General features: G+C 72.8%; 21 protein-coding genes. 13 read left to right on the forward strand and 8 right to left on the reverse strand.

All coding sequences use genetic code 11. The features are described 5' to 3' along the window. Nucleotides 1-32: 32 nt before the first annotated feature. Nucleotides 33-830 carry a pyridoxamine 5'-phosphate oxidase family protein gene (locus tag EV376_RS14225; RefSeq protein WP_130323471.1) on the reverse strand — a complete coding sequence of 266 codons (798 nt, stop codon included), beginning with the start codon at nt 828-830 and terminating at the stop codon, nt 33-35. 111 nt (nt 831-941) lie between these two features. Here EV376_RS14225 and EV376_RS14230 point away from each other — a divergent pair, with 111 nt between their 5' ends. The 3 genes from EV376_RS14230 (at nt 942) to EV376_RS14240 (ending at nt 4,429) form a co-directional block, all read left to right on the forward strand. Continuing rightward, nucleotides 942-2,741 carry a carbon starvation CstA family protein gene (locus EV376_RS14230; RefSeq protein WP_130323473.1) on the forward strand — a complete coding sequence of 600 codons (1,800 nt, stop codon included), beginning with the start codon at nt 942-944 and terminating at the stop codon, nt 2,739-2,741. After that, nucleotides 2,741-3,175 carry a hypothetical protein gene (locus EV376_RS14235; RefSeq protein WP_130323475.1) on the forward strand — a complete coding sequence of 145 codons (435 nt, stop codon included), beginning with the start codon at nt 2,741-2,743 and terminating at the stop codon, nt 3,173-3,175. The genes EV376_RS14230 and EV376_RS14235 overlap by 1 nt, the downstream gene beginning before the upstream one ends. A gap of 165 nt (nt 3,176-3,340) precedes the next feature. Continuing rightward, nucleotides 3,341-4,429: a CapA family protein gene (locus tag EV376_RS14240; RefSeq protein WP_130323477.1), complete on the forward strand. Its 1,089-nt coding sequence runs from the start codon at nt 3,341-3,343 to the stop codon at nt 4,427-4,429. Nucleotides 4,430-4,457: 28 nt separating this feature from the next. Here EV376_RS14240 and EV376_RS14245 read toward each other — a convergent pair whose 3' ends face one another. After that, the gene (locus tag EV376_RS14245) at nt 4,458-5,021 is read right to left on the reverse strand and encodes a PadR family transcriptional regulator (protein WP_130323479.1); all 564 of its coding nucleotides are present in this window, start codon (nt 5,019-5,021) and stop codon (nt 4,458-4,460) included. Nucleotides 5,022-5,099: 78 nt separating this feature from the next. Here EV376_RS14245 and EV376_RS14250 point away from each other — a divergent pair, with 78 nt between their 5' ends. Both EV376_RS14250 and EV376_RS14255 read left to right on the forward strand, forming a co-directional pair. Next, a complete protein-coding gene (locus EV376_RS14250; protein ID WP_130323481.1) occupies nt 5,100-5,516 on the forward strand; it encodes a nuclear transport factor 2 family protein in 417 nt (138 codons plus the stop codon). Between the two features lie 16 nt (nt 5,517-5,532). Continuing rightward, on the forward strand, nt 5,533-6,558 hold the full coding sequence (locus EV376_RS14255; RefSeq protein WP_130323483.1) for an LLM class F420-dependent oxidoreductase: 1,026 nt from the start codon (nt 5,533-5,535) through the stop codon (nt 6,556-6,558). 47 nt (nt 6,559-6,605) lie between these two features. On the opposite strand, the gene EV376_RS14260 is transcribed toward EV376_RS14255, so the two are convergent. From EV376_RS14260 to EV376_RS14275, 4 genes are all read right to left on the reverse strand, one after another. After that, nucleotides 6,606-7,676: an endonuclease/exonuclease/phosphatase family protein gene (locus tag EV376_RS14260; RefSeq protein WP_165438005.1), complete on the reverse strand. Its 1,071-nt coding sequence runs from the start codon at nt 7,674-7,676 to the stop codon at nt 6,606-6,608. A 283-nt stretch (nt 7,677-7,959) separates the two neighbouring features. Next, nucleotides 7,960-8,409, reverse strand: a complete 450-nt coding sequence (locus EV376_RS14265; protein ID WP_130323487.1) for a MerR family transcriptional regulator — start codon at nt 8,407-8,409, stop codon at nt 7,960-7,962. After that, complete coding sequence (locus tag EV376_RS14270) at nt 8,406-8,762, reverse strand: hypothetical protein (protein ID WP_486482623.1); 357 nt, start codon at nt 8,760-8,762, stop codon at nt 8,406-8,408. Before EV376_RS14270 ends, EV376_RS14265 begins: the two co-directional genes overlap by 4 nt. Nucleotides 8,763-8,831: 69 nt before the next feature. Then, nucleotides 8,832-9,644: an alpha/beta fold hydrolase gene (locus EV376_RS14275; protein WP_130323489.1), complete on the reverse strand. Its 813-nt coding sequence runs from the start codon at nt 9,642-9,644 to the stop codon at nt 8,832-8,834. Nucleotides 9,645-9,921: 277 nt separating this feature from the next. Between EV376_RS14275 and EV376_RS14280 the strand changes: the two genes are divergently transcribed. Next, nucleotides 9,922-10,671: a helix-turn-helix domain-containing protein gene (locus EV376_RS14280; protein ID WP_130323490.1), complete on the forward strand. Its 750-nt coding sequence runs from the start codon at nt 9,922-9,924 to the stop codon at nt 10,669-10,671. Between the two features lie 112 nt (nt 10,672-10,783). After that, the gene (locus tag EV376_RS14285; protein WP_130323492.1) at nt 10,784-11,215 is read left to right on the forward strand and encodes a hypothetical protein; all 432 of its coding nucleotides are present in this window, start codon (nt 10,784-10,786) and stop codon (nt 11,213-11,215) included. A 107-nt stretch (nt 11,216-11,322) separates the two neighbouring features. Here the strand turns inward: EV376_RS14285 and EV376_RS14290 are convergent, their stop codons facing one another. Beyond that, a complete protein-coding gene (locus tag EV376_RS14290) occupies nt 11,323-14,316 on the reverse strand; it encodes a BTAD domain-containing putative transcriptional regulator (protein ID WP_130323494.1) in 2,994 nt (997 codons plus the stop codon). A 186-nt stretch (nt 14,317-14,502) separates the two neighbouring features. Here EV376_RS14290 and EV376_RS14295 point away from each other — a divergent pair, with 186 nt between their 5' ends. The 6 genes from EV376_RS14295 to EV376_RS14315 all read left to right on the forward strand — a co-directional run bounded on the left by EV376_RS14295 (nt 14,503) and on the right by EV376_RS14315 (nt 21,189). Next, the gene (locus tag EV376_RS14295) at nt 14,503-16,698 is read left to right on the forward strand and encodes a glycoside hydrolase domain-containing protein (protein WP_130323496.1); all 2,196 of its coding nucleotides are present in this window, start codon (nt 14,503-14,505) and stop codon (nt 16,696-16,698) included. 22 nt (nt 16,699-16,720) lie between these two features. Continuing rightward, complete coding sequence (locus EV376_RS14300) at nt 16,721-17,431, forward strand: hypothetical protein (protein WP_130328654.1); 711 nt, start codon at nt 16,721-16,723, stop codon at nt 17,429-17,431. A 312-nt stretch (nt 17,432-17,743) separates the two neighbouring features. Then, nucleotides 17,744-17,875 (forward strand): hypothetical protein, encoded by a 132-nt coding sequence (locus EV376_RS30880; RefSeq protein ID WP_486482624.1) that lies wholly within the window; start codon nt 17,744-17,746, stop codon nt 17,873-17,875. A 1-nt stretch (nt 17,876) separates the two neighbouring features. Then, entirely contained in the window at nt 17,877-18,353 is a 477-nt protein-coding gene (locus tag EV376_RS14305; RefSeq protein WP_130323498.1) for a hypothetical protein, read from the forward strand. Nucleotides 18,354-18,390: 37 nt separating this feature from the next. Then, complete coding sequence (locus EV376_RS14310; RefSeq protein ID WP_130323500.1) at nt 18,391-20,178, forward strand: glycoside hydrolase family 15 protein; 1,788 nt, start codon at nt 18,391-18,393, stop codon at nt 20,176-20,178. 108 nt (nt 20,179-20,286) lie between these two features. Then, nucleotides 20,287-21,189 (forward strand): aminoglycoside phosphotransferase family protein, encoded by a 903-nt coding sequence (locus EV376_RS14315; RefSeq protein ID WP_207228154.1) that lies wholly within the window; start codon nt 20,287-20,289, stop codon nt 21,187-21,189. A gap of 41 nt (nt 21,190-21,230) precedes the next feature. On the opposite strand, the gene EV376_RS14320 is transcribed toward EV376_RS14315, so the two are convergent. Then, nucleotides 21,231-22,370, reverse strand: a complete 1,140-nt coding sequence (locus EV376_RS14320) for a DUF6596 domain-containing protein (protein ID WP_130323504.1) — start codon at nt 22,368-22,370, stop codon at nt 21,231-21,233. Nucleotides 22,371-22,373 lie beyond the last annotated feature (3 nt).

Here is a 22,373-nt window from a genome sequence, read left to right on the forward strand (position 1 = left end):
CCGCGCCGCCTCCATGCGTGCCGCAGGAAGGGCTACCGTGTGGCGGCCTCGCCGTCGAGGGCGTCGCGGCACTCGCGGGCCAGCCGTCGCTGGCGGGTCAGCCGTTGCCACAGCCCGAGCGGCGGCGCCAGGCCGGCGCGGGCAGGTGCCTCCTCGACGGTCAGCGTCGCGCCGGTCAGCCGCCCCCGGGTGGTCCACGGCGTCCAGCGTTCGAGGTCCGGCGCGGAGAAGTCGTGCCCGAGCAGCACCGCCGGGCCGGGCGTCGGCAACCGCCCGGCGAGGCTCGCCAACCGGACCGGGTCGTCCCCGTCGCCGAGCCGGCGCACCGTGTCCACGTGCAGGCGCTGGTCACCGGCGGCGACCGCCAGCACCTCGCCGGCCCCGCCGGCGCGAACGCCCACCGGGGCCGCCGCCACGACGTCCAGCACCAGGACGAGTCGCGGCAGGTACCACCAGTGCTCGCGGCGCAGCAGCGGTGAGTCGATGAGCGCGCGCGCCGGCGGGTACTTGCGGAGTTCCTGGGTGAGCAGCTCGGTCGTGAACAGGTTGCCGTCGCGGTCCTCGATCAGGCGGGGCCGGCCGGTGACCGCGACCGGCCGCCAGCCCCGCCCGGTGAGCCGGTCGTCGGAGGCGACCAGCGCGGCGACCGGCGCCGCGGCCACCCGGCGGGCCAGCGCCGCCTCGGCGTACGGAAACGCGATCGCGGGTTGGTCGCCGAGCAGTAGCGGAGTGATCGGGTGGGCGTGCGGCCGGCCGGTGTCGTCCAACCAGGCCAGCTCGCCGACGGTGGCGGCCCGGACCGCGCGGCGGGTGTCTGCGTCGACGTCCATGAAAACCAACCGATCGATTGCCATGGGATGTGATCGTCGTTACATTACCGGTCAAGGTTTTCCCGAAAGCGTGGCGAGCGCCCGCCCCGGGCGGGCTGCAGGGAGGCAGCTATGCCCGCCATCGTCGTCGTCGCCGTGGTCATGGCGATGTTCGCCCTCGGCTACCGCTACTACTCGCGGTACCTCGCCGACCGGGTGTACGGGCTGGACCCGGCGTACGTCACCCCGGCGCACCGGTTCGCTGACGGGGTGGACTTCGTTCCTACCAACAAGCACGTGCTCTTCGGCCACCACTTCACCTCGGTCGCCGGCGCCGCGCCGATCGTCGGTCCGGCGATCGCCGTGTTCTGGGGCTGGGGGCCGGCACTGGCCTGGGTGGTGCTCGGCACCATCTTCGCGGCCGGCGTGCACGACCTCGGGGCGCTCGCGGTCTCGGTGCGGCACCGGGCTCGCAACATCGGGACGCTCGCCTCGGACGTGATCAGCAAGCGGGCCCGGACCCTCTTCCTGCTCATCATCTTCTTCCTGCTCACGCTGGTGAACGCGGTCTTCGCGGTGGTGATCGGCAACCTGCTCGTGGCGTACCCGGGCGCGGTCATCCCGATCTTCGTGGAGATCCCGCTGGCCATCGCGATCGGGCAGCACATCTACCGCACCCGCAGCGCCGCGCTGGTGCCCTCGATCGTCGGCGTGATCGCCCTCTACTTCCTGATCTGGGTGGGCAACCTCTGGCCGATCGAGATCACCGGGCTGGCCGACACCCTCGGCTTCGAGCAGCCGCGCAACCTCTGGGTGATCATCCTCTTCGCGTACACCTTCATCGCCTCGCGCCTGCCGGTCTGGATGTTGCTGCAGCCACGCGACTACATCAACTCCCACCAGCTGTTCATCGCCCTGGCGATCATCTTCACCGGCCTGCTGGTCGGCATGGACCGGATCGTGGCGCCGCTGGTCAACGACGTGCCGGCCGGCTCGCCGAGCATCTTCCCGTTCCTGTTCATCACCGTCGCCTGCGGGGCGATATCCGGCTTCCACTCCCTGGTGTCGTCCGGCACCACCTCCAAACAGCTGGACAAGGAAACCGACGCCCGGTACGTGGGCTACGCCGGGGCGATCGGCGAGGGCAGCCTCGCCCTGGGGTCGATCATCGCGGTCACGGCCGGGGTCGCCGCCAGCCGGGCCGAGTGGGACGGCCTGTACGCCACCCACGCCGACGCGTCGGGCGGGGCGACCCGCAACTTCGTCAACGGAATAGCCAGCTTCGCCGAGAACCTGGGCGTCGAGTTCCAGCTCGCGACCGTCTTCGCGGCGGTGGTGGTGATCTCGTTCGCGGCCACCACGATGGACACCGGCATCCGGTTGCAGCGCTACATCGTCCAGGAGATCGCCGAGCTGGTCCGCTGGCGGGTCGCGTCGCGGAACCTGACCGTCGCCGGCCTGCTGGCCGTGGCCGCGCCACTCGCGCTCGCGCTGCTGCCCGGCGGCGGGGACGCCGGCTACACCTTCGGTGTCCTGTGGCGCCTGTTCGGCACCACCAACCAGCTCACCGCAGGCCTGGCCCTGGCGGTGATCGCGGTCTGGGTGCTCCGCCGCCGGCGCAACCCGGTCGCGGTCGTCGTGCCGCTGGTCTTCCTGCTGGTGATGACCACCTGGGCGCTGATCGTGCAGTTGCGCGAGTTCATCGAAGCCGAGGAGTGGGTGCTGGCGCCGTTGGACGCGATCATCTTCGTTCTCGCGGTCTGGCTGATCATCGAGGCGGTGCTCGCGCTGCGCCGCGCCAGCGGACAGACCGCCGACACCGAATCGGTGCCGGGCCCGCGCCCAGCGGCGGACGGCGCGGAGCCCGAGCAGGGGGTCGGCGCCGGCTCCGGCGCCGGAGCTGAGACCGGTCCGGCCGACGACCGCCGCTGATGAGCCGGCACCGGGTCCTGCTGGTCCGCCCGTGGGACACGGCCCGGGCCGGCTCCGGCTGCTGCACGGGCGTGACCGCCAGCTGTGCCGAGGGCTGGCACGAGGATCTCGAGTTGGCCCGCCAGCGCGCCAACCAGCGGCCGTTGGGTGAGGTCTACCTGGCGGTACGTGCCGGCCTGCCGCCCGAGGTCGACGTGGAGATCGTCGACCCGCACAACACCCTGTTCCTGCTGCCGGCGATGCTGCGGGACGGGCGCCGGCACGGCCGGCCGTGGCGGGCGCTCCTGCGGGACCTGGCACGCGCCCCGGGGTACGCGGCGGTCATCGTGAACGGCCGAGTGCTGAGCGATGCCGGCCTACCCGCTCCGGAGCAGGCGCTGCGCCTCATCCGGCAGGCGCTCGACGCACCGCCCCGCGAGGCGGGCGTCGGCTGAGCCCTTCCCCGGGACACCCATCCCGCGGGCGCGTTGGCCGGCCGTCGCGCGGTTGCGGGAGCTGATCGCCGATCGTGGTTGGACGGGTGGACCCGGGTCGAGGAGCGCAAGCCCTGAGGCGGCGGCCGGGTCCTGGGAATCGCCCGCGCCGCGTACCCTGGCCGGATGATCCGCAGGACGGCGCGTGCCTCGCTGGCGGCGCTGACGGCGGTCGCCGTCGGCGCCGGGCTGGCCGGGTGCGCTGCCGGGTCGGCCGACGCGGCGCCGGTCTGGCGCGGGGCCGCGCCGGGTCCGCCGTCGCCCGCCGCGACGCCGGCGCCGGACGCGTCGGTCGAGCTGCGGCTGGCGTTCGCCGGCGACGTCCACTTCACCGGCCGCACCCGGCGCCTGCTCGACGACCCGGAGACGGCTTTCGGGCCGATCGCGTCGAGGTTGCGCGACGCCGACGTCACGCTGCTCAACCTGGAGACGGCGGTGACCGACCGGGGCACTCCGCAGCCGAAGACGTACCACTTCCGGGCTCCGAAGACCGCCTTCGCGGCACTGCGCGCGGCCGGGGTCGACGCGGTGTCGATCGCCAACAACCACATCCTCGACTACGGCCAGCAGGGACTCTCCGACACCCTCGCGGCCGCGGCGGAAGCCCGGTACCCGGTGTTCGGCGCGGGCCGGGACGCCGACGCGGCGTACGCGCCCTGGCTGACCACGGTGCGCGGGACGCGGATCGCGGTGCTCGGCATGTCTCAGGTGCATGACCTGGCCGGGTCGTGGCGGGCGACGGACACCCGCCCGGGAGTCGCGATGGCGTTCGACACCGCCCGGGCCACCGCCGCGGTGCGTGCCGCGCGGGAGCAGGCCGACCTGGTCGTGGTCTTCATGCACTGGGGCGTCGAGGGCAGGTCGTGCCCGAGCGGGGAGATGAAGACGTTCGCCGGAAGGTTGTCCGCGGCCGGCGCCGACATCGTGGTCGGTACGCACGCGCACACGCTGCTGGCCGACGGCTGGCTGGGCCGGACCTACGTGCACTACGGACTGGGCAACTTCCTCTGGTACGGCAGTTCGCGCAGCACCGACTCCGGAGTGCTGCACCTGGTCGTACGCGGCCGGACCGTGGTGGACAGCCGGTTCGTCCCGGCGGTGGTCTCCGGCAGCGGCCAGCCGGTGCCGGCCACCGGCGCTGCCGAGCAGGGCATCCTCGACCGGCTCGCGACCGCGCAGCGGTGCTCCGGCCTGGCCGTGCGACACCCGGGATAGCGCTGGGCGGGCCACCCCCGGTCGTCGGTCAACGGGGGAGCGGCGCCCGGGCGCGCAGCAGCGCCGCGACCTGCTCGCACCACTCGCGGTTCTCCTGCTCGAACCGCCGGCCGCGCAGGCAGGTCAGGTACGGCCCGACGCGGTCGCTCTCGCGCAGGAACGTCTCCTCGTCCAGGTCGCCCCGGAGCCGCCGGAGCATCCGATCGAAGATCTCCACCTTCGCCGCCGCCGTGACCGCACGCTCCTCGAGCTGGGCGATGACCGGGGCCGGGTCCAGCCGGTCGACGGCCTGGACCATGACGAGCAGATCCTCCCGGATGGCCGACGGCTTCGACGGCGTCGCGGCGAACGCGGCCAGCTCCGCGAGACCGGCGTCGGTGACCGTGAACAGTCGCTTGTTGGGCCGGTCCCGCTGGATGACCTGCCGGCCGGAGATCAGCCCCGCACGCTCCAGCTTGGCCAGCTCCGCGTAGAGCTGCTGGGGTACCGCGTACCAGAAGTTCGACAGTGACACATCGAAGGCCTTGGCCAGCTGGTAACCGCTGTACTCGCCGTCGAGCAGTGCCGCCAGCACCGCGTGGCGCAACGCCATCGGGCCGCACCTCCCACTTCCCTCGGCCGCCTAGTCAATGATATGACTACTCCTATTGTTGACTATAGGGAGGCCGCCGTGACGACCGTCGAGCGGTTCCGTTCCGCCGTCGAGGCCCGGGATCTGGCCGCGTTCGACGGGCTGTTCAGTCCGGACGTCCGGCTGTTCAGCCCGGTGACGTTCACGCCGTTCGAGGGGGCACCGGCCGTCCACGGGCTCCTCCGGGTGCTCCTGCGCACGTTCGAGGACTTCCGGTACGTCGGGCAGTTGGCCGGCCAGGCCGAGCTCGGCCCGGCGGGCCGGCCGGTCGAGTCGCACCTCCTCATCTTCCGCGCGACCGTGCGCGGCAAGCAGATCCACGGCATCGACCTGCTCCAGCTCGGCGACGACGGCCTGATCGAGGAGTTCACCGTCATGGTCCGCCCCCTGTCCGCCGTCACCACACTGGGCGAGGCGGTCCTCGCCGGTCTCGCCGCCGACGGCATCGCACCGTGAGACGGAAGGACACGCGATGAAACTCGGGTACACCACCGGCTACTGGTCCTCCGGCCCACCCGCCGGCGTCACGGAGGCCATCGCGGAGGCCGACCGCCTCGGCTTCGACTCCGTCTGGGCCGCCGAAGCGTACGGGTCGGACTGCCTGACCCCGCTCGCCTGGTGGGGAGCCAACACCTCCCGGGTACGGCTGGGCACCAACATCATGCAGATGTCGGCCCGCACGCCGACCGCCGCCGCGATGGCGGCGCTCACCCTCGACCACCTCTCCGGCGGCCGGTTCATCCTCGGGCTCGGCGCCTCCGGCCCGCAGGTCGTGGAGGGCTGGTACGGCCAGCCCTACCCCCGGCCGCTGGCCCGCACCCGGGAGTACATCGAGATCGTCCGCGCCGTCCTCGCCCGCACCGGCCCGGTCGAGTACGACGGCGCCTTCTACCAGCTGCCGCACCGCGGCGGCACCGGCCTGGGCAAGCCGCTCAAGTCCACGGTCCACCCGCTGCGCGCCGACATCCCGATCTTCCTCGCCGCCGAAGGCCCGAAGAACGTGGCGCTGGCCGCCGAGCTCGCCGACGGCTGGCTGCCGTTGTTCTTCTCGCCCAAGGCGGACAGCTTCTACCGGGCCGCGCTGGCCGAGGGCTTCGCCCGACCCGGCGCCCGCCGCGGTCCGGACGCGTTCGAGATCGCCGCGACCGTGCCGATCGTCGTCGACGACGACGTGGAGCGGGCAGCCGACCGGATCCGGCCGTTCGTCGCGCTGTACGTCGGCGGCATGGGCGCCAAGTCGGCCAACTTCCACCGGGACGTCATCGCCCGCCTCGGATACGAGCGGGAGTGCGACGTCATCACCGAGGCGTACCTGGCGGGCCGGAAGCAGGAGGCCGTCGCCGCCGTGCCGACCGCGCTGGTGGAGGACATCGCGCTGATCGGCCCGGCCGCGAAGATCAAGGACGAGCTGCAGCGGTGGCGCGAGACTGCGATCACCACCCTGCTGGTCCAGGGCGGTCCGCGGCAGCTGCGCCAGGTCGCGGAGCTGGTCGGCTGACAGACCCCGCGTCCCGCGCCGCGGCGGCGGGCCGGGCCGGCCCGCCGCTACGGAAGGGCGACCGTCGCGACGTGACCGAGGTGGTCGGACGCCCAGCGACCGTCGGGGGTCCGCCGCTCGGCGCCGAAGACCTCACTCGCCACGGGGACGACGGCGCCACGGACCAGCACCATGTCGATCCGGTGCTCGACGTCGTCGGCCGGCTGCGTCAGGTCGTCACCCAGGCCGGCGGTGTATCCCGGCTCGCCCGGATGCAGGACGGGCCAGGTGTCCACCATGCCACCGGCCACCAGAGTGAAGTACGCGAGCCGGTTTGCCGGCACGGGCAGCTCGGGTCCGGTGTTGAGGTCCCCGATGAGGATCAGGCGCCCGCTGTGCTTCAGCGGGCCGGCCAGCAGCTCCTCGGCCTGGCGCACCCGCACCACCGGGTGGAACGCCTCCAGGTGGGTGTTCACCACCCGGAAGGACCGTCGACCGTGGACCACGTCCACCGCGGTCCAGCCCCGGGTGCTCGTCACCGCGGGGAGCGGGGCCGGAAGTTGGATCTCCAGGTTTTCAGCGAAGTTGCCCGACGAGGTTCCGGTCACCTTCACCCGGCCGCCGTGCCGGACCAGGATGACGTCCCGCATGGTGAGCCGGGCGTCCAGGTTGTGCGGTGCCCCGGCCGGGGCCTCCAGGTCCGCCTGCTCCTGCACCACCGCCACGTCGTAGCGATGGCCGGCGGTCGCCAGCTCCCGCATCAGCAGCGCGAGGTAGTCGTACCGGACCGTGGTGGCCGGCGCCGGGTCGAGGAACGCCCCGGTGCGCCAGAGCGCCACCTCCTGCAGGCCGACCACGTCGGGCTTGTGCTCGCGGATCTCCTGCGCGAGCAGCTTCGCCCGGGCGGGGAAGTCGACCAGATCCACGTGGCTGAGCAGGGCCGCGTTCGCGGTCAGGAAGGCCGGCAGGTTCGGCGCGGTCATCGACGGGGTGAGGTCGCCGCCGAGGTAGAGGTTGCGGGTCATCACGGAGATCTTGGGGCCCGCCTGGGCGGACGCGGGCGGCGCCGCCAGCCCCAGGGTGGCCGCGGTGAGAGCGGCGACGGCCACCAGTCCGGCCAGTCGGTGCAGGCGAGCCATACCGTTCAAGGTCCGGGCCTCCGTTGCGCGATCCACGTGCGGGAATTCCCCGTACGGTAGTGCCGCGACGTCTGTCCCGGGTACCACCCGTTCGGGCGGTACCCAGGTCGGACAGGGGTTGCGGTGCGGGCCGAGGGTCAATGCGGCGTTGGCGCGTCCGACGTGCAGCAGGAGCAGCCCGGCTGGCATCCGCACGCGTCATCCGTGCTGGCGCCGTTCGCCAGCCGTCGTGGCACCGAGGGAGGCGGTCAGCGGGACGGCCCAGCAGGCGTCACCGCGCCACTCAGCTTCCGCCGGCACGGTTGTTCCTCTCGGCGAGTTCGGCGAACGGCAGGGGGCAGCAGGAGCTGCCGGCGCAGGCGACCAGGTCGTCACAGCCGGCCGAGATGGCGGCGCGGAGGGTGTCGCGGATGACGGCGAGGTCGGCCAGCTTCTGCTCCACCTCGACGAGCTTCTCCCTGGCTCGCGCCTGGAGGCCGGTATCCGGTTGGTCCCGGTGCCGGTGACGGCCGGCGTCGAGCAGGTCGGCGATCTCGTTGAGGGTGAAGCCGAGACGTTGCGCGGTCCTGATGACCCGCAGCAGCGTGACCGACTCGGACGGGTAGAGCCGGTGCCCGCCCGGTGACCGCCGCGGGGAGGCGAGCAGGCCACGGCGCTCGTAGTAGCGCAGCGTCTGCGGGTTGACCCCCGCCGCCTCCGCGAGCTGGCCGCTGCGCAGCCCTGATCCGCTCACCGCGGGCCCCCCGCGGACGCCGCGCGGACGGCCAGGCCATCCAGCACGTCGACGTGGGCCGCCGGCACCCGGACGTCCAACGTCAGCGCGTCCGGGCCGGACCGGGAGAGGTCGAAGGCGAAGAAGGAGCAGCAGGAGGACTCACGGGCGGTCAGGTCCCGCGCCGTCTCCTCGACCTGCCCGCCGCCGGCGAGATACAGCCGCAGATGCTGCGCCGACAACCGGTCGGAACCCCGCACCGCGGCCCGGAAGAACTGATCGAACTCAGCCAGCCGCAGCGGCTGTTCAGCCGTCGGCAGGGTGCAGGCATCCGGCACCCAGGAGTTGTCGGCGATGCCTTGTCGGTCGCTCATGCGCCCACGATAAGCCTGTACCTGAGTACCGGATGCAACCCTGCGCCCGTCGGCCTCCGGTCGTCCCCCTCAGCGCCCCGGGTCGAGGGCGGCGACCTCGCGTACGGCCGCGGCGACGGCTGCGAAGTCCTTCTTGAGGATCGCACCGTGGTTGCTGGTGACCTTCGCGCCGACCTGGATGTTCGGGTTGCGGGCGGTCACCGCGTCGAGGCTGGTGCGGATCCGTTCCTGCTCGTCGCCCCGGCTCCCGAAGGATGCCCCCGAAGCGACCACGTACCGCACCGGGACGGTGATGTCGTCCAGCACGGGAGCCAGTTCGCGCTCGCGGGAGAGCCTGCCGAGCTCGATGTTGCTGGTGGCCTGCTGGTCGGCGGTCATCCGTGGGGCCAGTCCCGTCGGGCGCAGCAGCGGCAGGAACCAGCTCATGCGCCGGAACAGCTTCCGGATCCGCTGCTCCATGGCCTCGTCCAGCCAGTCGTACGGGAACGCCCCGTCGACCAGGACGGCGCCCACGGTACGTGCCGGATTCCGGCTGGCCCAGTGCGCCGCGACGCAGGCCCCGTAGGACCAGCCCACCACCAGGGCCCGGTCCACACCCCTGGCCGCGAGGACGGCATCGACGTCCCGGACGGCTGCCTCGAAGGAGTAGTCGGCCGACCGCCTCGATCTGCCGCGGGCCCGCTCGTCGTAGGTGATGTGCCGCCAGCCCGTCCCCAGCTCGGCGACGACCCGCCGCCAGTACCCCTGGGTGGCGAACTGTCCGTTGAGGTAGACCACGGGGACGCCGGGGCCGCCGGTGTCGGCGACGGCCAGGGCCGTGTCGTCCACCGGGAGCATGCCGGTCCACTTCGAGCCGGTTGAGGATGTGTCGATCTCCGTCATGTCTTCCGCCTTTCGCGTGGGCGTCTCGGGTGCTGTCGTGAATTGGTCTGCATCGGGCTCTCCGCCTGCTGTTTCCAACAACGGAAACGCTACGCTCCTTCGAGAGTTCCCGACAACAAGTCTGTTGCGTTAAGAGAGCATTATCCCAGGTAGAGGACGTAATTTCATTGCAACTGCTCGCGGGATAACGCAACGACCCGGAGCGCTGTCGTTGCAATGACAAGGGATTGAACGCTACTGTGCGGTCAAGGCCGTCATGAACCTCAAGGAGATCTCGATGCCGGGAGGCAGGCTCACCCAACCGGAACGCCAGCAGATCGCGCTGGGACTGGCCGAGAGCCTTCCCTACGCCGAGATCGCCCGACGTCTCGGCCGTCCGACATCGACGGTCACGCGGGAGGTGCTGCGCAACGGCGGTCCCATCGCCTACCGCGCCGACCTGGCCCACCGGGCCACCGAGCGCCGCGCCCGCCGGCGCAGGCCCGCACCCTTGAGAGCGGCGGAGGCGGTCGCCCAGCCGCACGGGCGCGACGCGGAGGCCGTGGCCGAGTACGAGGAGAGCTTCACCACCGTCCTCATGGCCTCGGGCCTGAACAAGATGGCGGCCCGGGTGCTGACCTGCCTGTTCACCACCGACTCGGGCAGCCTCACCGCATCCCAACTCGCCCAGCGCCTACAGGTCAGCCCGGCGTCCATCTCCAAGGCGATCGCCTTCCTGGCGAGCCAGAGCCTCGTCCGTCGCGAACGCGACGAGCGCCGCAGAGACCGCTACGTCGTCGACGACGACCTCTTCTACCAGGCGACGATCGCCAGCGCCCGGGCCAACGACCAGCTCGTCGAGACCGCGCGCCAGGGCGTCGCCGTCCTCGGCGCGCACACCCCCGCCGCCGCCCGCCTGCAGAACATCGCCCGGTTCCTCGACTTCATCAGTGAGAGCATCACCCGCGCCGCCGAGCAGGCCCGCGAGGTCCTCCACACCACACCCGCAACGACCTCGACCGACGCCGCTCAACCGGCGCAGCCGTGAGACGACGCCGGCTGCCTTCCCCACCTGGTGCTCCATGCCGCTTGCACGCGGCTTGCACTCCGTCGCACCACGATCGGACTCGCTGACCAGACCTTCTGAGGAGAGGACCGACATGAGGAGAGCACTGGCGGTACTGACGAGCGTGGTGACCGCCACGGTCACCTTCGCCAGCCCCGCGCAGGCGGCCCACGACGACAGCTTCCTGCTCTGCACCCCGTACGGCGTCTACGGCGCCTGCGTCCGCTTCGTCGACTACGGCGAAGGCTGGCCCGGCGGCGGCAAGAACGACGACTACGTCGTCATCCACGACTACGCCCGCGACGGTTACGGGACCAAGGCCTACGCCTGGCTCAACGGCAGGTACCTGGGCTGGAAGTACAACGGCAACGGCTACGACGGCGCCGCCGTGCTCTGGGACCCGTTCGGCAATGTCGTCAAGGGCGACCTGATCGGGCTCAAGGTCTGCCTTTCGGACGGCCCCGACGATCCCAACATCTACGACCACTGGTGCGTCAGCCACAGCACCAAGAGCGTCGACGGATGACGTGAACCGGCGGCTGGCCTGCCTCGCGGTCGACGCGGAGGTCGTACGGCTTCCGCCGGTGACCGGGGCAGGCCGCCCGGCCGTACCGGGTGGCGGCGAGCCGTCCGTCAGGAGACGGTGGCCCGCAGCCGGTTGGCCTCCACCCGCAGCGCCCCCGCCTGGTCGGTGTCGCCCAACGCGAGCAAGGTCTCGGCGAGCGTGTCCAGGCCCCAGGTCAGCCAGTAGCGCGAACCGATCCGGCGCCAGATCCCGACCGCCGCCCGGGCCCGGCCGAGCGCCGGCCCGGGACGGCCGACGGTCAGTTGGGCGTGGGCGAGCGCGCAGAGGGTGGCCGCCTCGCCCCAGGCATTGCCGTGCTCCCGGTAGACCCACAGGCACCGGGCCAGCAGCCGGCGGCCGTCCCCGTGCCGCCCCTGGCGGACCAGCGCCTCGCCGAGCCAGGTCGCGGCGTGCGCCGTGCCGAGGCGGTCACCCAACTCGCCGCTGGTCCGCATCGCCTCGCCGAACGCGACGGTCGCCGCCGCGTGGTCGGCACGGCCCCGCGCCACGTGCCCGAGACCGCGGAACGCCTGGGCCTGCCCGGGCCGGTAGCTCGCCTCCCGGCTGAGCCGCAACGCCCGGTCGAACAACTCCTCGGCGGCGGCGAGCCGCCCCTGTTCGAGATGCACCACGCCGGTGCCGGCCAGGGCGTACACCAGGCTGTTGACGTTGCCGATCCGCTCGGACAGCTCAGCCGACCGCTGGAAACACTCCGTCGCCTGCCGGTACTGGCCGAGCAGCCGGTGCAGGTAGCCCAGGCCGGAGGTCACGGCCGCCTCGTAGGCGGGCTCAGGCCGCCGCACCGCGCCGAGCGCGGCCTGGAAGTGGGCTGCCGCCTCGGCGTACCGATCCTGGATGGTGTCCAGCTCGCCCAGGCCCCGGTGCAGCAGCACCGCGGTGCTCCGGTCGCCGGTGGCCTCCACCGCGGCGAGGGCGCGCGACTGCGTCCGGCGCCATTCGTCGAACAGCCCGCAGATCTGGAAGAACGTGGTCAGCGCGGCGGCCAGCCGCGCGGCGAGATCGGTCAGGCCCGCGTCCAGGCCGTCGCGCAGGGTCGCCGAGAGGAAGGCGTGCTCGCGGGAGAACCACGCGCTCGGATCGGCGATCAGCCGCTCCGCCTCGACCTGCGGCAGCCGCCACTCCGGCGCCGGTCGGCCCTGCCCGAGCCCGAGGAAATCGGCGCTGAGCGCGGCGTCGGCCCGCTCGGCCAGATCCAACGTGGCGGCGAGCAGCCGACGCGTCGACGCCGACCGCACCGCCGCCGGCTCCTCCGCCAGCGCGCGTTCCCGCGCCACGAGCCGCACCAGGCCGTGCAACCGGTACCGGGTGCCGGCCGGGCAGGTCGAGGCGACCTCCACGAGGTGGGCCTGGTGCAGGTCGTCCAGCAGCCGTTCCGCGCGGACCGGCGGCACGTCGAGGAGCGCGGTCAGGCTCCACGCCGCCAGGTCGTCGGCGCGTACCAGGCCGAGCGCGCGCAGCGCCCGGCGTGTCTGCTCGTCCAGCCGGCGGTAGCTCAGCTCGATGCTGGCCCGCACCGCGACGTCGCCGACGGTCAGCTCGTCGAGCCGGCGTCGCTCGTCGACGAGGGCCCGGCGCAGGAGCGCCAGCGACCAGTGCGGCCGGGTGGCGAGCCGGGCGCCGGCCACCCAGACGGCCAGCGGCAGCCCGCCGCAGAGGTCCACCACGGCGCGGGCGTCCGCCGGGTCGGCCGCGATCCGCTCCGCTCCGACGACCTCGCCGAGCAGCGCCATCGACTCCTCCGCGGTGAGCGTGGGCAGCGCGACCCGCACGCCGTGCAGGTCGGCCAGGCTGGTGCGGCTGGTCACCAGCGCCGCGCAGCCGGCTCCGTTGGGCAGCAGATCCTGCACCTGACGCGCGTCGGCCGCGTTGTCCAGGACCACCAGCACCCGACGCCGGGCCAGCAGCGTCCGGTACAGGTGGACCCGCTCGACCAGGTCGTCGGGGAGCGCCTGGCCCCGGACACCCAGCGCGCGCAGGAACCGGCCCAGCACTTCCGTCGGATCGGTCGGATCGGGGTACGTCCCGTGCAGGTCGGCGTAGAGCTGCCCGTCGGGGAAGTCCGCGCCGGCGACGTCGTGCCCGACCCGGACGACGAGGCTCGTCTTGCCCGCCCCGGCCGGCGCGGTGACCACGACGGTGGCGGGGCGGCGCTCTGGATCGAGAAGGTGCTCCCGGATCCGCGCGCACTCGTCGTCCCGACCGACCAGCCGGGGCACCGCGGCCGGCAACAGGCAGGGGGCCGGCGCCGATCCACCCGGCGGCGCCGCGGGCGGTCGGGAGGCGGGAATCTCCCGCCGCAGGATCGTCCGGTGCAGCGTCTCCAACGCGGGCGCGTCGATGCCCCGGGTACGCAGCAGGGCAACGCCCTCCCGGCAGACCTCGGCGGCCTCGTTCACCCGTTGTTCCCGGTAGAGCGCCAGGGCCAGCAGGCGGCGCTGGGCCTCGTCGAAGGGGTCGTCGGCGACAGCGTCCACCAGCTCACCGAGGACCTCGCCGTGCCGCCCGAGCCCGAACATCGACTCCGCGTACGCCCGCCGGGCCACCCGGCGGAGTTCGGTCAGCCGGGCGATCGGTGGGGCGGCGAACGGCCGGGTCGCGACGTCGGCGAACGCCGGCCCACGCCACAGCGACAGCGCCTCGCGCAGCACCGTGCTCGCCGCCGGATCGTCGGCCCGCATCAGGCGCAGACCCTCCTGGACCAGCTCGGTGAAGCGGTGGGCGTCGATCCGCGCGGAGGCCAGGCGGAGTTGGTACCCGGTGCTGCCGGCACCCACGGTCACCAGGACCCCGGGGGCCCGGCGACGTCCGGGCTCCAGGAGTCGACGCAGGTTCGCCACGTGACTGCGCAACGTGGCCATGCTGCCGGCCGGCGCCGGCTCGCCCCAGAGCACGTCCACCAGCCGGTGCGCGGGCACCGCCCGGTCGCGCTCGATGACGAGGACGGAGAGCAGCGCCGTCTGCTGGGGGCCGAGCCGTACGAGTTTCCCGTCGCGGTGGACCCGCAGCGGCCCGAGTACCTCGATGTCCAGCCCGGTATCCACTCCCTACCCCCGATTGAGGCCGCCCGACGCGTGCGCGCCATCGAAGGGCCTCCATGCTACTTGCACGCCGCCTGCACTGGGTCGCTCCAGACTCGTGATCCTGACAACGATCCCGACCCGGGGGAGATCCCGATGAAGACCACCAGGGCTGCCCGTGGCCAGCTGGTCCCCGCCTGAGGAGGGCAGATGGCCGACGAGATGGTGCGGCTGGCACAGCGGTTCGTCAACGTCACCTATGGTCACGTGCCGGACATCCCGCATGTCGACGAGGACGGCATCACCGGGTGGGCGACGATGTACGCCCTCACCCGGGCGCTCCAGCACGAGCTGGGCATCAGCCCGCTCTCGAACAGTTTCGGGCCGGCGACCCTGGCCGCCCTGCAGGCGCAGTACCCGGTCATCGCGGGGGACCACCCCCGGGACAACATCACCCGGATCGTGCAGTCCGCCCTCTACTGCAAGGGGTACGACGGCGGCAGGATCGACGGGATCTACGACGACCGGACCGGGGCGAGCGTCACCGAACTGAAGAGCGACATGGGGGTCCTGGGCGTCTACCCGGGCGTTGGGGTCACCCCGAAGGTCTTCAAGGCGCTGCTGACGATGGATCCGTACGTCGTGGTCAACGGCGGCAGCGACCAGGTGCGCTCCGTCCAGCAGTGGATGAACGCCCGGTACGTCAACCGGCGGAACTTCTTCGTGGTGCCGTGCGACGGGCACTTCTCCCGCGACGTGCAGAAGGCGCTCATGCTGGCGATCCAGTACGAGATCGGGATGAGCGACGACGTGGCCAACGGGGTGTTCGGGCCCGGCACGCAGTCCGGCCTCAAGTCCAACACCGTCGGCGAGGGGTCGTCGGGGGTGTGGGTGCAGCTGTTCAGCGCGGCCATGCTCTTCAACCGCCGCGCCGGAGTGGCGTTCACCGGCACCTTCACCAGTTCGCTGGCGTACGCGGTGCGCACCTTCCAGGAGTTCGTGAAGCTGCCCGTGACCGGTCGCGGCGATTTCCAGACCTGGGCCTCGTTGCTGGTCTCCACCGGGGACGCCACCCGCCGGGGCACCGCCCTGGACTGCGTCACCGAGATCACCACGGCGCGGGCGCGGGCGCTCACCGCCGCCGGCTACCGGATCGTCGGCCGCTACCTGTGCAACGTGGCGAACACCTCGCTGAACAAGATGATCCAGCCCTTCGAACTGGAGACGATCGTCCAGAACGGGATGCGGGTCTTCCCGATCTACCAGACCTGGGGCGGCGAGGTGAGCTACTTCAACAGCCACCAGGGCACCGTCGACGCGCTGGACGCCATCAACTGGGCTCGCTTCCACGGCTTCCGGAGCGGGACCCGGATCTACTTCGCGGTGGACTACGACGCGATCGACGCCGACGTGACCAGCAACATCCTTCCGCACTTCCGGGCGATCCGGGCAACCATCGACGAGTACAGCGGATACCAGGTCGGTATCTACGGCCCTCGCAACGTCTGCCGCCGGGTCGGCGAGATCGGCGTGACAACGGCGAGTTTCGTCGCCGACATGTCCACCGGGTTCAGCGGCAACCTCGGCTTCCCGCACCCCGCCGACTGGGCCTTCGACCAGATCGCCACGATCACCGTCGGCAGCGGCGACGGCCGCATCGAGATCGACAACAACATCGCCTCCGGGCGGGACAACGGCCAGAACTCGTTCAGTCCGGACCGGGCGGCGCAACGGGTCGACGTCGACTTCGACATGAGCCAGCGCGCCGCCCTCCTCGCCGACGTCCGCGGGTACCTCCAGTCCATCGGCATCCCGGAGGATTCGTACGGCGGCTTCACCCATGTCTTCACCACCGGCGAGGCGTTCGACGCCGTCCTTCGACTCGACCGGCTCATCACCAGCCTGTCGCAGGCGCTGCGGTTGCGGAAGGCGCTCATCCAGGTGCCGATCCTCTGGGAGACCCGGCACATGAACACCATTGACATCGGGAAGGACGAGGCCGTTCGGGCGCACCACCAGCTGGGCGTACCCGGACCGAGCGACTGCTCGACCGGGCTCGGCCAGATCTTCGCGGCGACCGCGATCCGGGCCCGGAACAACTCGATCAACCAGGGGCTGCTCAACGGCACCTTGCTGGACCCGGCCAACGAGGCGCACCTCTGGCAGGTCTGGCAGAAGCTGAACGAGGACCCGATCTACACCGCCAGCACCGTCCCGCACATCCACATCTGGGAGGCCGGCCGCGCGTCGATTCCCCGGCCGGCGCTCGACTACAGCGAGGACTACACCCTGCGGCTGCTCATCCGGTACCAGGGCACGGACGAGCGTGCCGAGGAGGGCGGCCGTCAGCGGCTCGGTCTCTACCGCGTCTTCGAGCGGTACAACGCCATCCTGCGAAATGCCTAGCGTCGACTTGGAGGGGCTGACCATGCCCGAGAGCCACCCTGGACTGTCCCGGCGGCTCCTGCTGCGCGGGGCGGCCACCGCCGCGGTCGCCGGCGGCCTGGCCGCCGCGGGAGCGTCACACCCGGCGCGGGCCGCCGCACCCCGGAGCGGGCCGGCCGGCCGGGTCACGCCGGGCCGGACGAGCGCGAACGGCTGGCGCGTGGCGAGCACGGCGGACGGCGACCCGATCCGCACGGTACGCGTACCGGGCACCGGCGTCTCGGTCGCGCTGCGCGGCGGCGACGTCTCGGTCGTGCTGATCCACCTGGTGCGCCGGTTCCACTACGAGGTCGAGGCGTTGCGCCCCGGTGAGGTCGTCGGGTTCAAGCCGCCGCAGGCGTTCCCGGCGCGGCACGAGACCAACCACGCGTCCGGCACCGCCGTCGACATCCGGGCCGACTGGTACCCGATCGGCGCGCGGGGCGGGTTCTTCCCCACCCAACTCGACGTCGTCCGCGACATCCTCGCCGACTGCGACGGTGTCGTGCGCTGGGGCGCGGATCTCGATCCGGTGGACGAGGCGCATTTCCAGATCGACGTCCCGCCCGGCGACGCGCGGCTGCGCGACCTGGCCGCGAAGATCCGTGGCTGGGCGCAGCGGCCCGGGACGGGGGCGGGCGTCCTGTGGGACCCGCTGACGCCGGCCCGGCGTCGACGGGCCCGGGCGCTGCACCACCGCCAACGCGTCAACTGACCGGACTCGCGGGCGGAGGCACCGGGGTCCGTGCCTCCGCCCGCGTCGGTCGGCCGCCAGGAGCGGGCGGTGCCCGCCAGGCGGAGCGGCCCGGACGGGTGACGCCGGGTGGCCGGGACCGGCGCCTGGCCCGAACGGCACGAGGTTGCTCGATCCGTCCGGTCGCGCTGTCGATTTCGGCGAGCCGACGGCGTTCGCGGCCCGATGGGCCTAGGGTGGAGACCCGGGCGACCGCCGTGGCCGGAAGTCGTTGTAAGCATGCGGGCCCGGCCAGGCCCGAACCGACCTCGAGTGTCCAGCCGGAAGGCATCGATGGCCGAGAAGAGTTCGCAGGGCCGCGTACGGAACGCCGGGCGGTCGCTGCACGGCAGGTCGAGACGCGACCCGAGCACGCTGGCGTGGGTGACCGACTGCGGCCGGGTCAGCCTCGTCGGCCACGGTTGAGATGGACTGGGCCGGGTGGGCGGTGTTCGGGTTGGTCGCCACCGCCTCGCTCACCGCAGCGATGATCGCGGCGCAAATGGTCGGGCTCACCCGCCTCGACCTTCCCCTGGTCCTCGGGACCATCGTCACCGAGGACCCCGATCGCGCCCGTGTGGTCGGCTTCTTCATCCACCTCATCGCCGGGCAGGGCTTCGCCCTGGGGTACGCGACCGCGTTCGCCCTGTTGCACCGCGCCACCTGGTGGATCGGTGCGTTGCTCGGTGGCCTCCATGTCGCGATCGCGTTGACGGTGCTGCTGCCGCTGCTCCCGGGCGTACATCCGCGAATGGCCTCGCTGCGGGCCGGACCGTCCAGCACCGCCATGCTGGAGCCGCCCGGCCTGTTCGCCCTCAACTACGGCGTCCAGACGCCGGCGGTCGCGGTTGTCGTCCACATCCTCTACGGGGTCGTCCTCGGGCTGCTCCTCCGGGCCCATTGATGCACATCGCGAGGTCCGGGCGACCGGTGAGCCCGCCATGACCCGGCCGCGGCCACCGATCGGCGACTACGGGCTGCTGGGCGACACCCGTACCGCTGCCCTCGTCGCCAGCGACGGCGCCATCGACTGGTTCTGTGTGCCCCGCTTCGACGGGGAACCCCTGTTCGGGCGGCTCGTCGGTGGCCCGCCGGCGGGCACGTTCCGGGTCGGCCCGGCCGGGCCCGCCACGGTCGTCCAGCGGCGTTACCGGCCGCACACCGCCACGCTCGAGACGACCTGGGCGGTGGACGGCTGCCGGCTCACGCTCGCCGAGTCCATGGTCGGCGACGTGACCGGACGGCTCCTGCCCGCAACGCTGCTCGTGCGGCGGCTGTCGGCCGAGGGCGGGGCGGTCGACTGCGCCGTCGAGTTCGACCCCCGCCTCGGCGCACGGCACCGCCGGCCCCGAGCCCGCCACCGTGGCGGAGCCCTGGTGTGTGAGTGGGGGGCGCTGGCGGTGTCCCTGAGCTGCACGCCGGACGTCCAGATCGAACCGGGTCGGCAGACGTCGGTCGGGGTCACGCCGGGACACCCGGTCACCCTGGTCCTCGCCGTGGCCCACCGCGAACCGTTGATCCACGTCGAGCCGGCGGCGGCGTGGGAACTCGTCGTCGAGGACGAGGCCCGCTGGCGGGCCTGGACGGCCGGAGTCCACGCTTCGCTCCCGTTCCGGGAGCACGTCGTGCGCAGCTTGATGATCCTGCGCTTGCTGACCTACTCCCCGTCACAGGCGCCGGTGGCCGCCCCGACGACGTCGCTGCCCGAGGATCCCGGTGGTGCGCGGAACTGGGACTACCGCTATGTCTGGCCCAGAGATGCCAGCATCGGCGTCAACGCGTTCCTCGGCGTCGGCAAACTCGACCAGGCCCGGGGCTTCCTCGCGTGGCTGCTCCACGCCAGCCGGTTGGAGCGGCCACGCCTGCCGGCGCTGTTCACCCTGGACGGCCGCCAGGTGCCACGGGAACGGGAGCTGCCGGGCTGGGCCGGCTATCACGACAGCGTGCCGGTCCGGGTCGGCAACGGCGCCGCCGGTCAGCACCAGCTCGACGGCTACGGCTGGGTGGTCGATGCCGCCTGGGTGTTCGTCCAGGCCGGCCACCGGCTCTACTCCGAGACGTGGCGGGCCGTACGCGGCTTCGCCGACGTCGTCGCCCGTCGCTGGCGGGATCCGGATGCCGGGATCTGGGAGGTCCGCGAACCCGATCAGCACGTGCACTCCAAGGTCATGGGCTGGCTGGCCCTGGACCGGGCGCTGCGCATCGCCGAAACTCACCCGCTTTCGGCGCGGCAACGCCGGCGCTGGCAGGAGGCCCGGGATGCCATCGCCGCCGAGGTCCGGGCCCGGGGCTTCGACCCGGAGCAGGGCAGCTACGTCCGCAGCTACGGCTCCACCGAGCTGGACGCCGCGCTGCTCGTGCTGCCCCTGCTGGATCTGGACAGCGTCGACTCACCCCGCGTGCGCGGCACCATCGAGGCCATCCGCGACCGGCTCTCCGCCGGCGGTCCGTTGCTCTACCGTTACCCGCCCGGACACGACGGGCTCCCCGGTGCCGAAGGCGCGTTCCTGCCCTGCTCGTTCTGGCTGGTCCAGGCGCTCGCCCGGGTCGGCCGGCGTCCCGAGGCGGTCGAGCTGTTCGAGGCGCTGCTCGAACACGCCAGCCCACTCGGCCTCTACGCCGAGGAGCTCGACCCCGCGACCGGCGCCCAGCTCGGCAACTACCCGCAGACGCTGACCCACGCCGCACTCATCCAGGCCGCGCTCGCGATCCGGGACAGCGCCCGGTAGCGCCGTCGCTGTCCGGACACGCCACCGGCTCGTGCGTCGCGGTAGCCGCTCGCGGACGCCACCTAATCGGTTGGCACCGCGGACCGCCCGGTCGTTACCGTGCCCGCCGTGCGCATCCATCCTGACGAGGTCCGGGCCACCGTGGCGCAGGTGCGCCGCCTGGTGGCAGCCCAGTGCCCGCAGTGGGCCGGCCTTCCCGTGACGGCCCTGCCCGACGAACTGGAGGGCACCGACCACGTGCTCTTCCGGGTCGGCGATCAACTCGTCGCCCGCCTGCCGAAGGTCGTCGGGGCGGTCGACCAGGTCGACTCCGATGCGCGGTGGCTGCCTCGGCTGGCGCCCCACCTGCCGGTGCGGGTACCCGTTCCGCTGCACGTGGGCGAGCCGGGCGCCGGGTACCCGTGGCGGTGGACCGTGGTGCGGTGGGTCGCGGGAAGCACCCCTCCCCGGCTCGGCTGCGACGACGTACCGCTGGCCCGCGACGTGGCGGCCTTCGTTCGCGCCCTGCACCGAGCGGATCCGGTCGGCGGCCCGATGAAACCACCCGGTTCCCGCGGGTCGGCTCTGCTGCACGTCGATGACGGTGTCCGCCGGGTGCTGCCCCGGCTCGCCGAGCACGACGACGGCTTCGACGTGACGGCCGCCGAGGCGGCCTGGGACGCCTGCCTGGCGGCGCCGGCCTGGGACCGGGAGCCGGTCTGGATCCACGGTGACCTGCAGCCCGGCAACCTGGTCACCGACCGCGGCCGGCTGGCCGCGGTCATCGACTTCGGCGCACTCGGTGTCGGCGATCCGGCGCCGGACGTGGCTCCCGCGCTCTGGACCTTCACCGGCGCGGCACGGGCCGCCTACCGGGAGGCGACCGGCTACGACGACGCCACCTGGCGGCGGGCCTGCGGCTGGGCCCTGGCACCGTCACTGACCGGCATCGACTACTACCGGCGCACCTTCCCCCGGATGGCCGAGCACGGACGCCGCACCGTCCGCGCCGTGATCGCCGAACTCGCGTAGGCGGTTTCCGGTCGTCGTCCGCGGCCCGGCGGCCGGACCGGTCAACGGCGGTTGTTGAGCCGGGCGGCCTGGCGCGTGAGGTGGTCGCGCTCGGCGAGGTTGGGGGCCTTCCGGGCCGCCTCGGCGTACAGCCGGGCCGCCGTCGCCAGGTCGCCGTCCCGTTCGTGCAGGTACGCCGCCACGGCGGTGTGGCGGGGGAGGGTGTCGGCCAGCGCTGCGAGCGCCACCAGTCCGGCGCGCGCCCCGTCGGCCTCGCCGACGGCCACCGCGCGGTTGAGCCGGACGACCGGGCTGTCGGTCAGGCGAGCGAGTTCGTCGTACCACTCGACGATCTGCACCCAGTCGGTCTCCTCGGCGGTGGGCGCGTCGGCGTGCAGTGCCGCGATGGCGGCCTGGGCCTGGAACTCGCCCAACCGGTCACGGGCCAGGGCCGCCTGCAGGATCTCGACGCCCTCGGCGATCGCGCCGGTGTCCCAGCGGCGGCGGTCCTGCTCCGCCAGCGGCACCAGGCTGCCGTCGGGCGCGGTCCGGGTGGCGCGGCGGGCGTGGTGCAGCAGCATGAGGGCGAGCAGCCCGGCCACCTCGGGGTGGTCGATGGTGGCCGCGAGCTGCCGGGTGAGCCGGATCGCCTCGGCGACCAGGTCGAGGTCGCCGGAGTAGCCCTCGTTGAAGATCAGATAGAGCACGCGCAGCACCGTGGCGACGTCGCCGGGCTGGTCGAACCGTACGCCGGAGATCGTGCGCTTGGCCCGGCTGATGCGCTGCGCCATGGTCGCCTCGGGCACCAGGTAGGCCCGGGCGATCTGGCGGGTGGTCAGCCCGCCGACGGCCCGCAGCGTCAGCGCGACCGCGGACGACGGGGTCAGCGACGGGTGGGCGCACAGGAAGTACAGCTGGAGCGTGTCGTCGACCATGGACACCGGCCCGGGCGCCGGCTCCTCGTCGACGAGTTCCTCACGCCGCCGGCGGGCGGCGTCGGCGCGGGTCGCGTCGAGGTACCTACGCCAGGCCACGGTGACCAGCCAGGCCTTCGGGTCCCGGGGCGGATCGGCCGGCCAGACGCGGAGCGCCTCGACCAACGCGTCCTGCACGGCGTCCTCGGCCGCCGCGAAGTCAGCTCCGCGGCGGACGAGGATGCCGAGCACGGCCGGCGTGAGGCTCCGGAGCAGGGCCTCCTCCATCAG

This window comes from Micromonospora sp. CNZ295 (assembly GCF_004217535.1).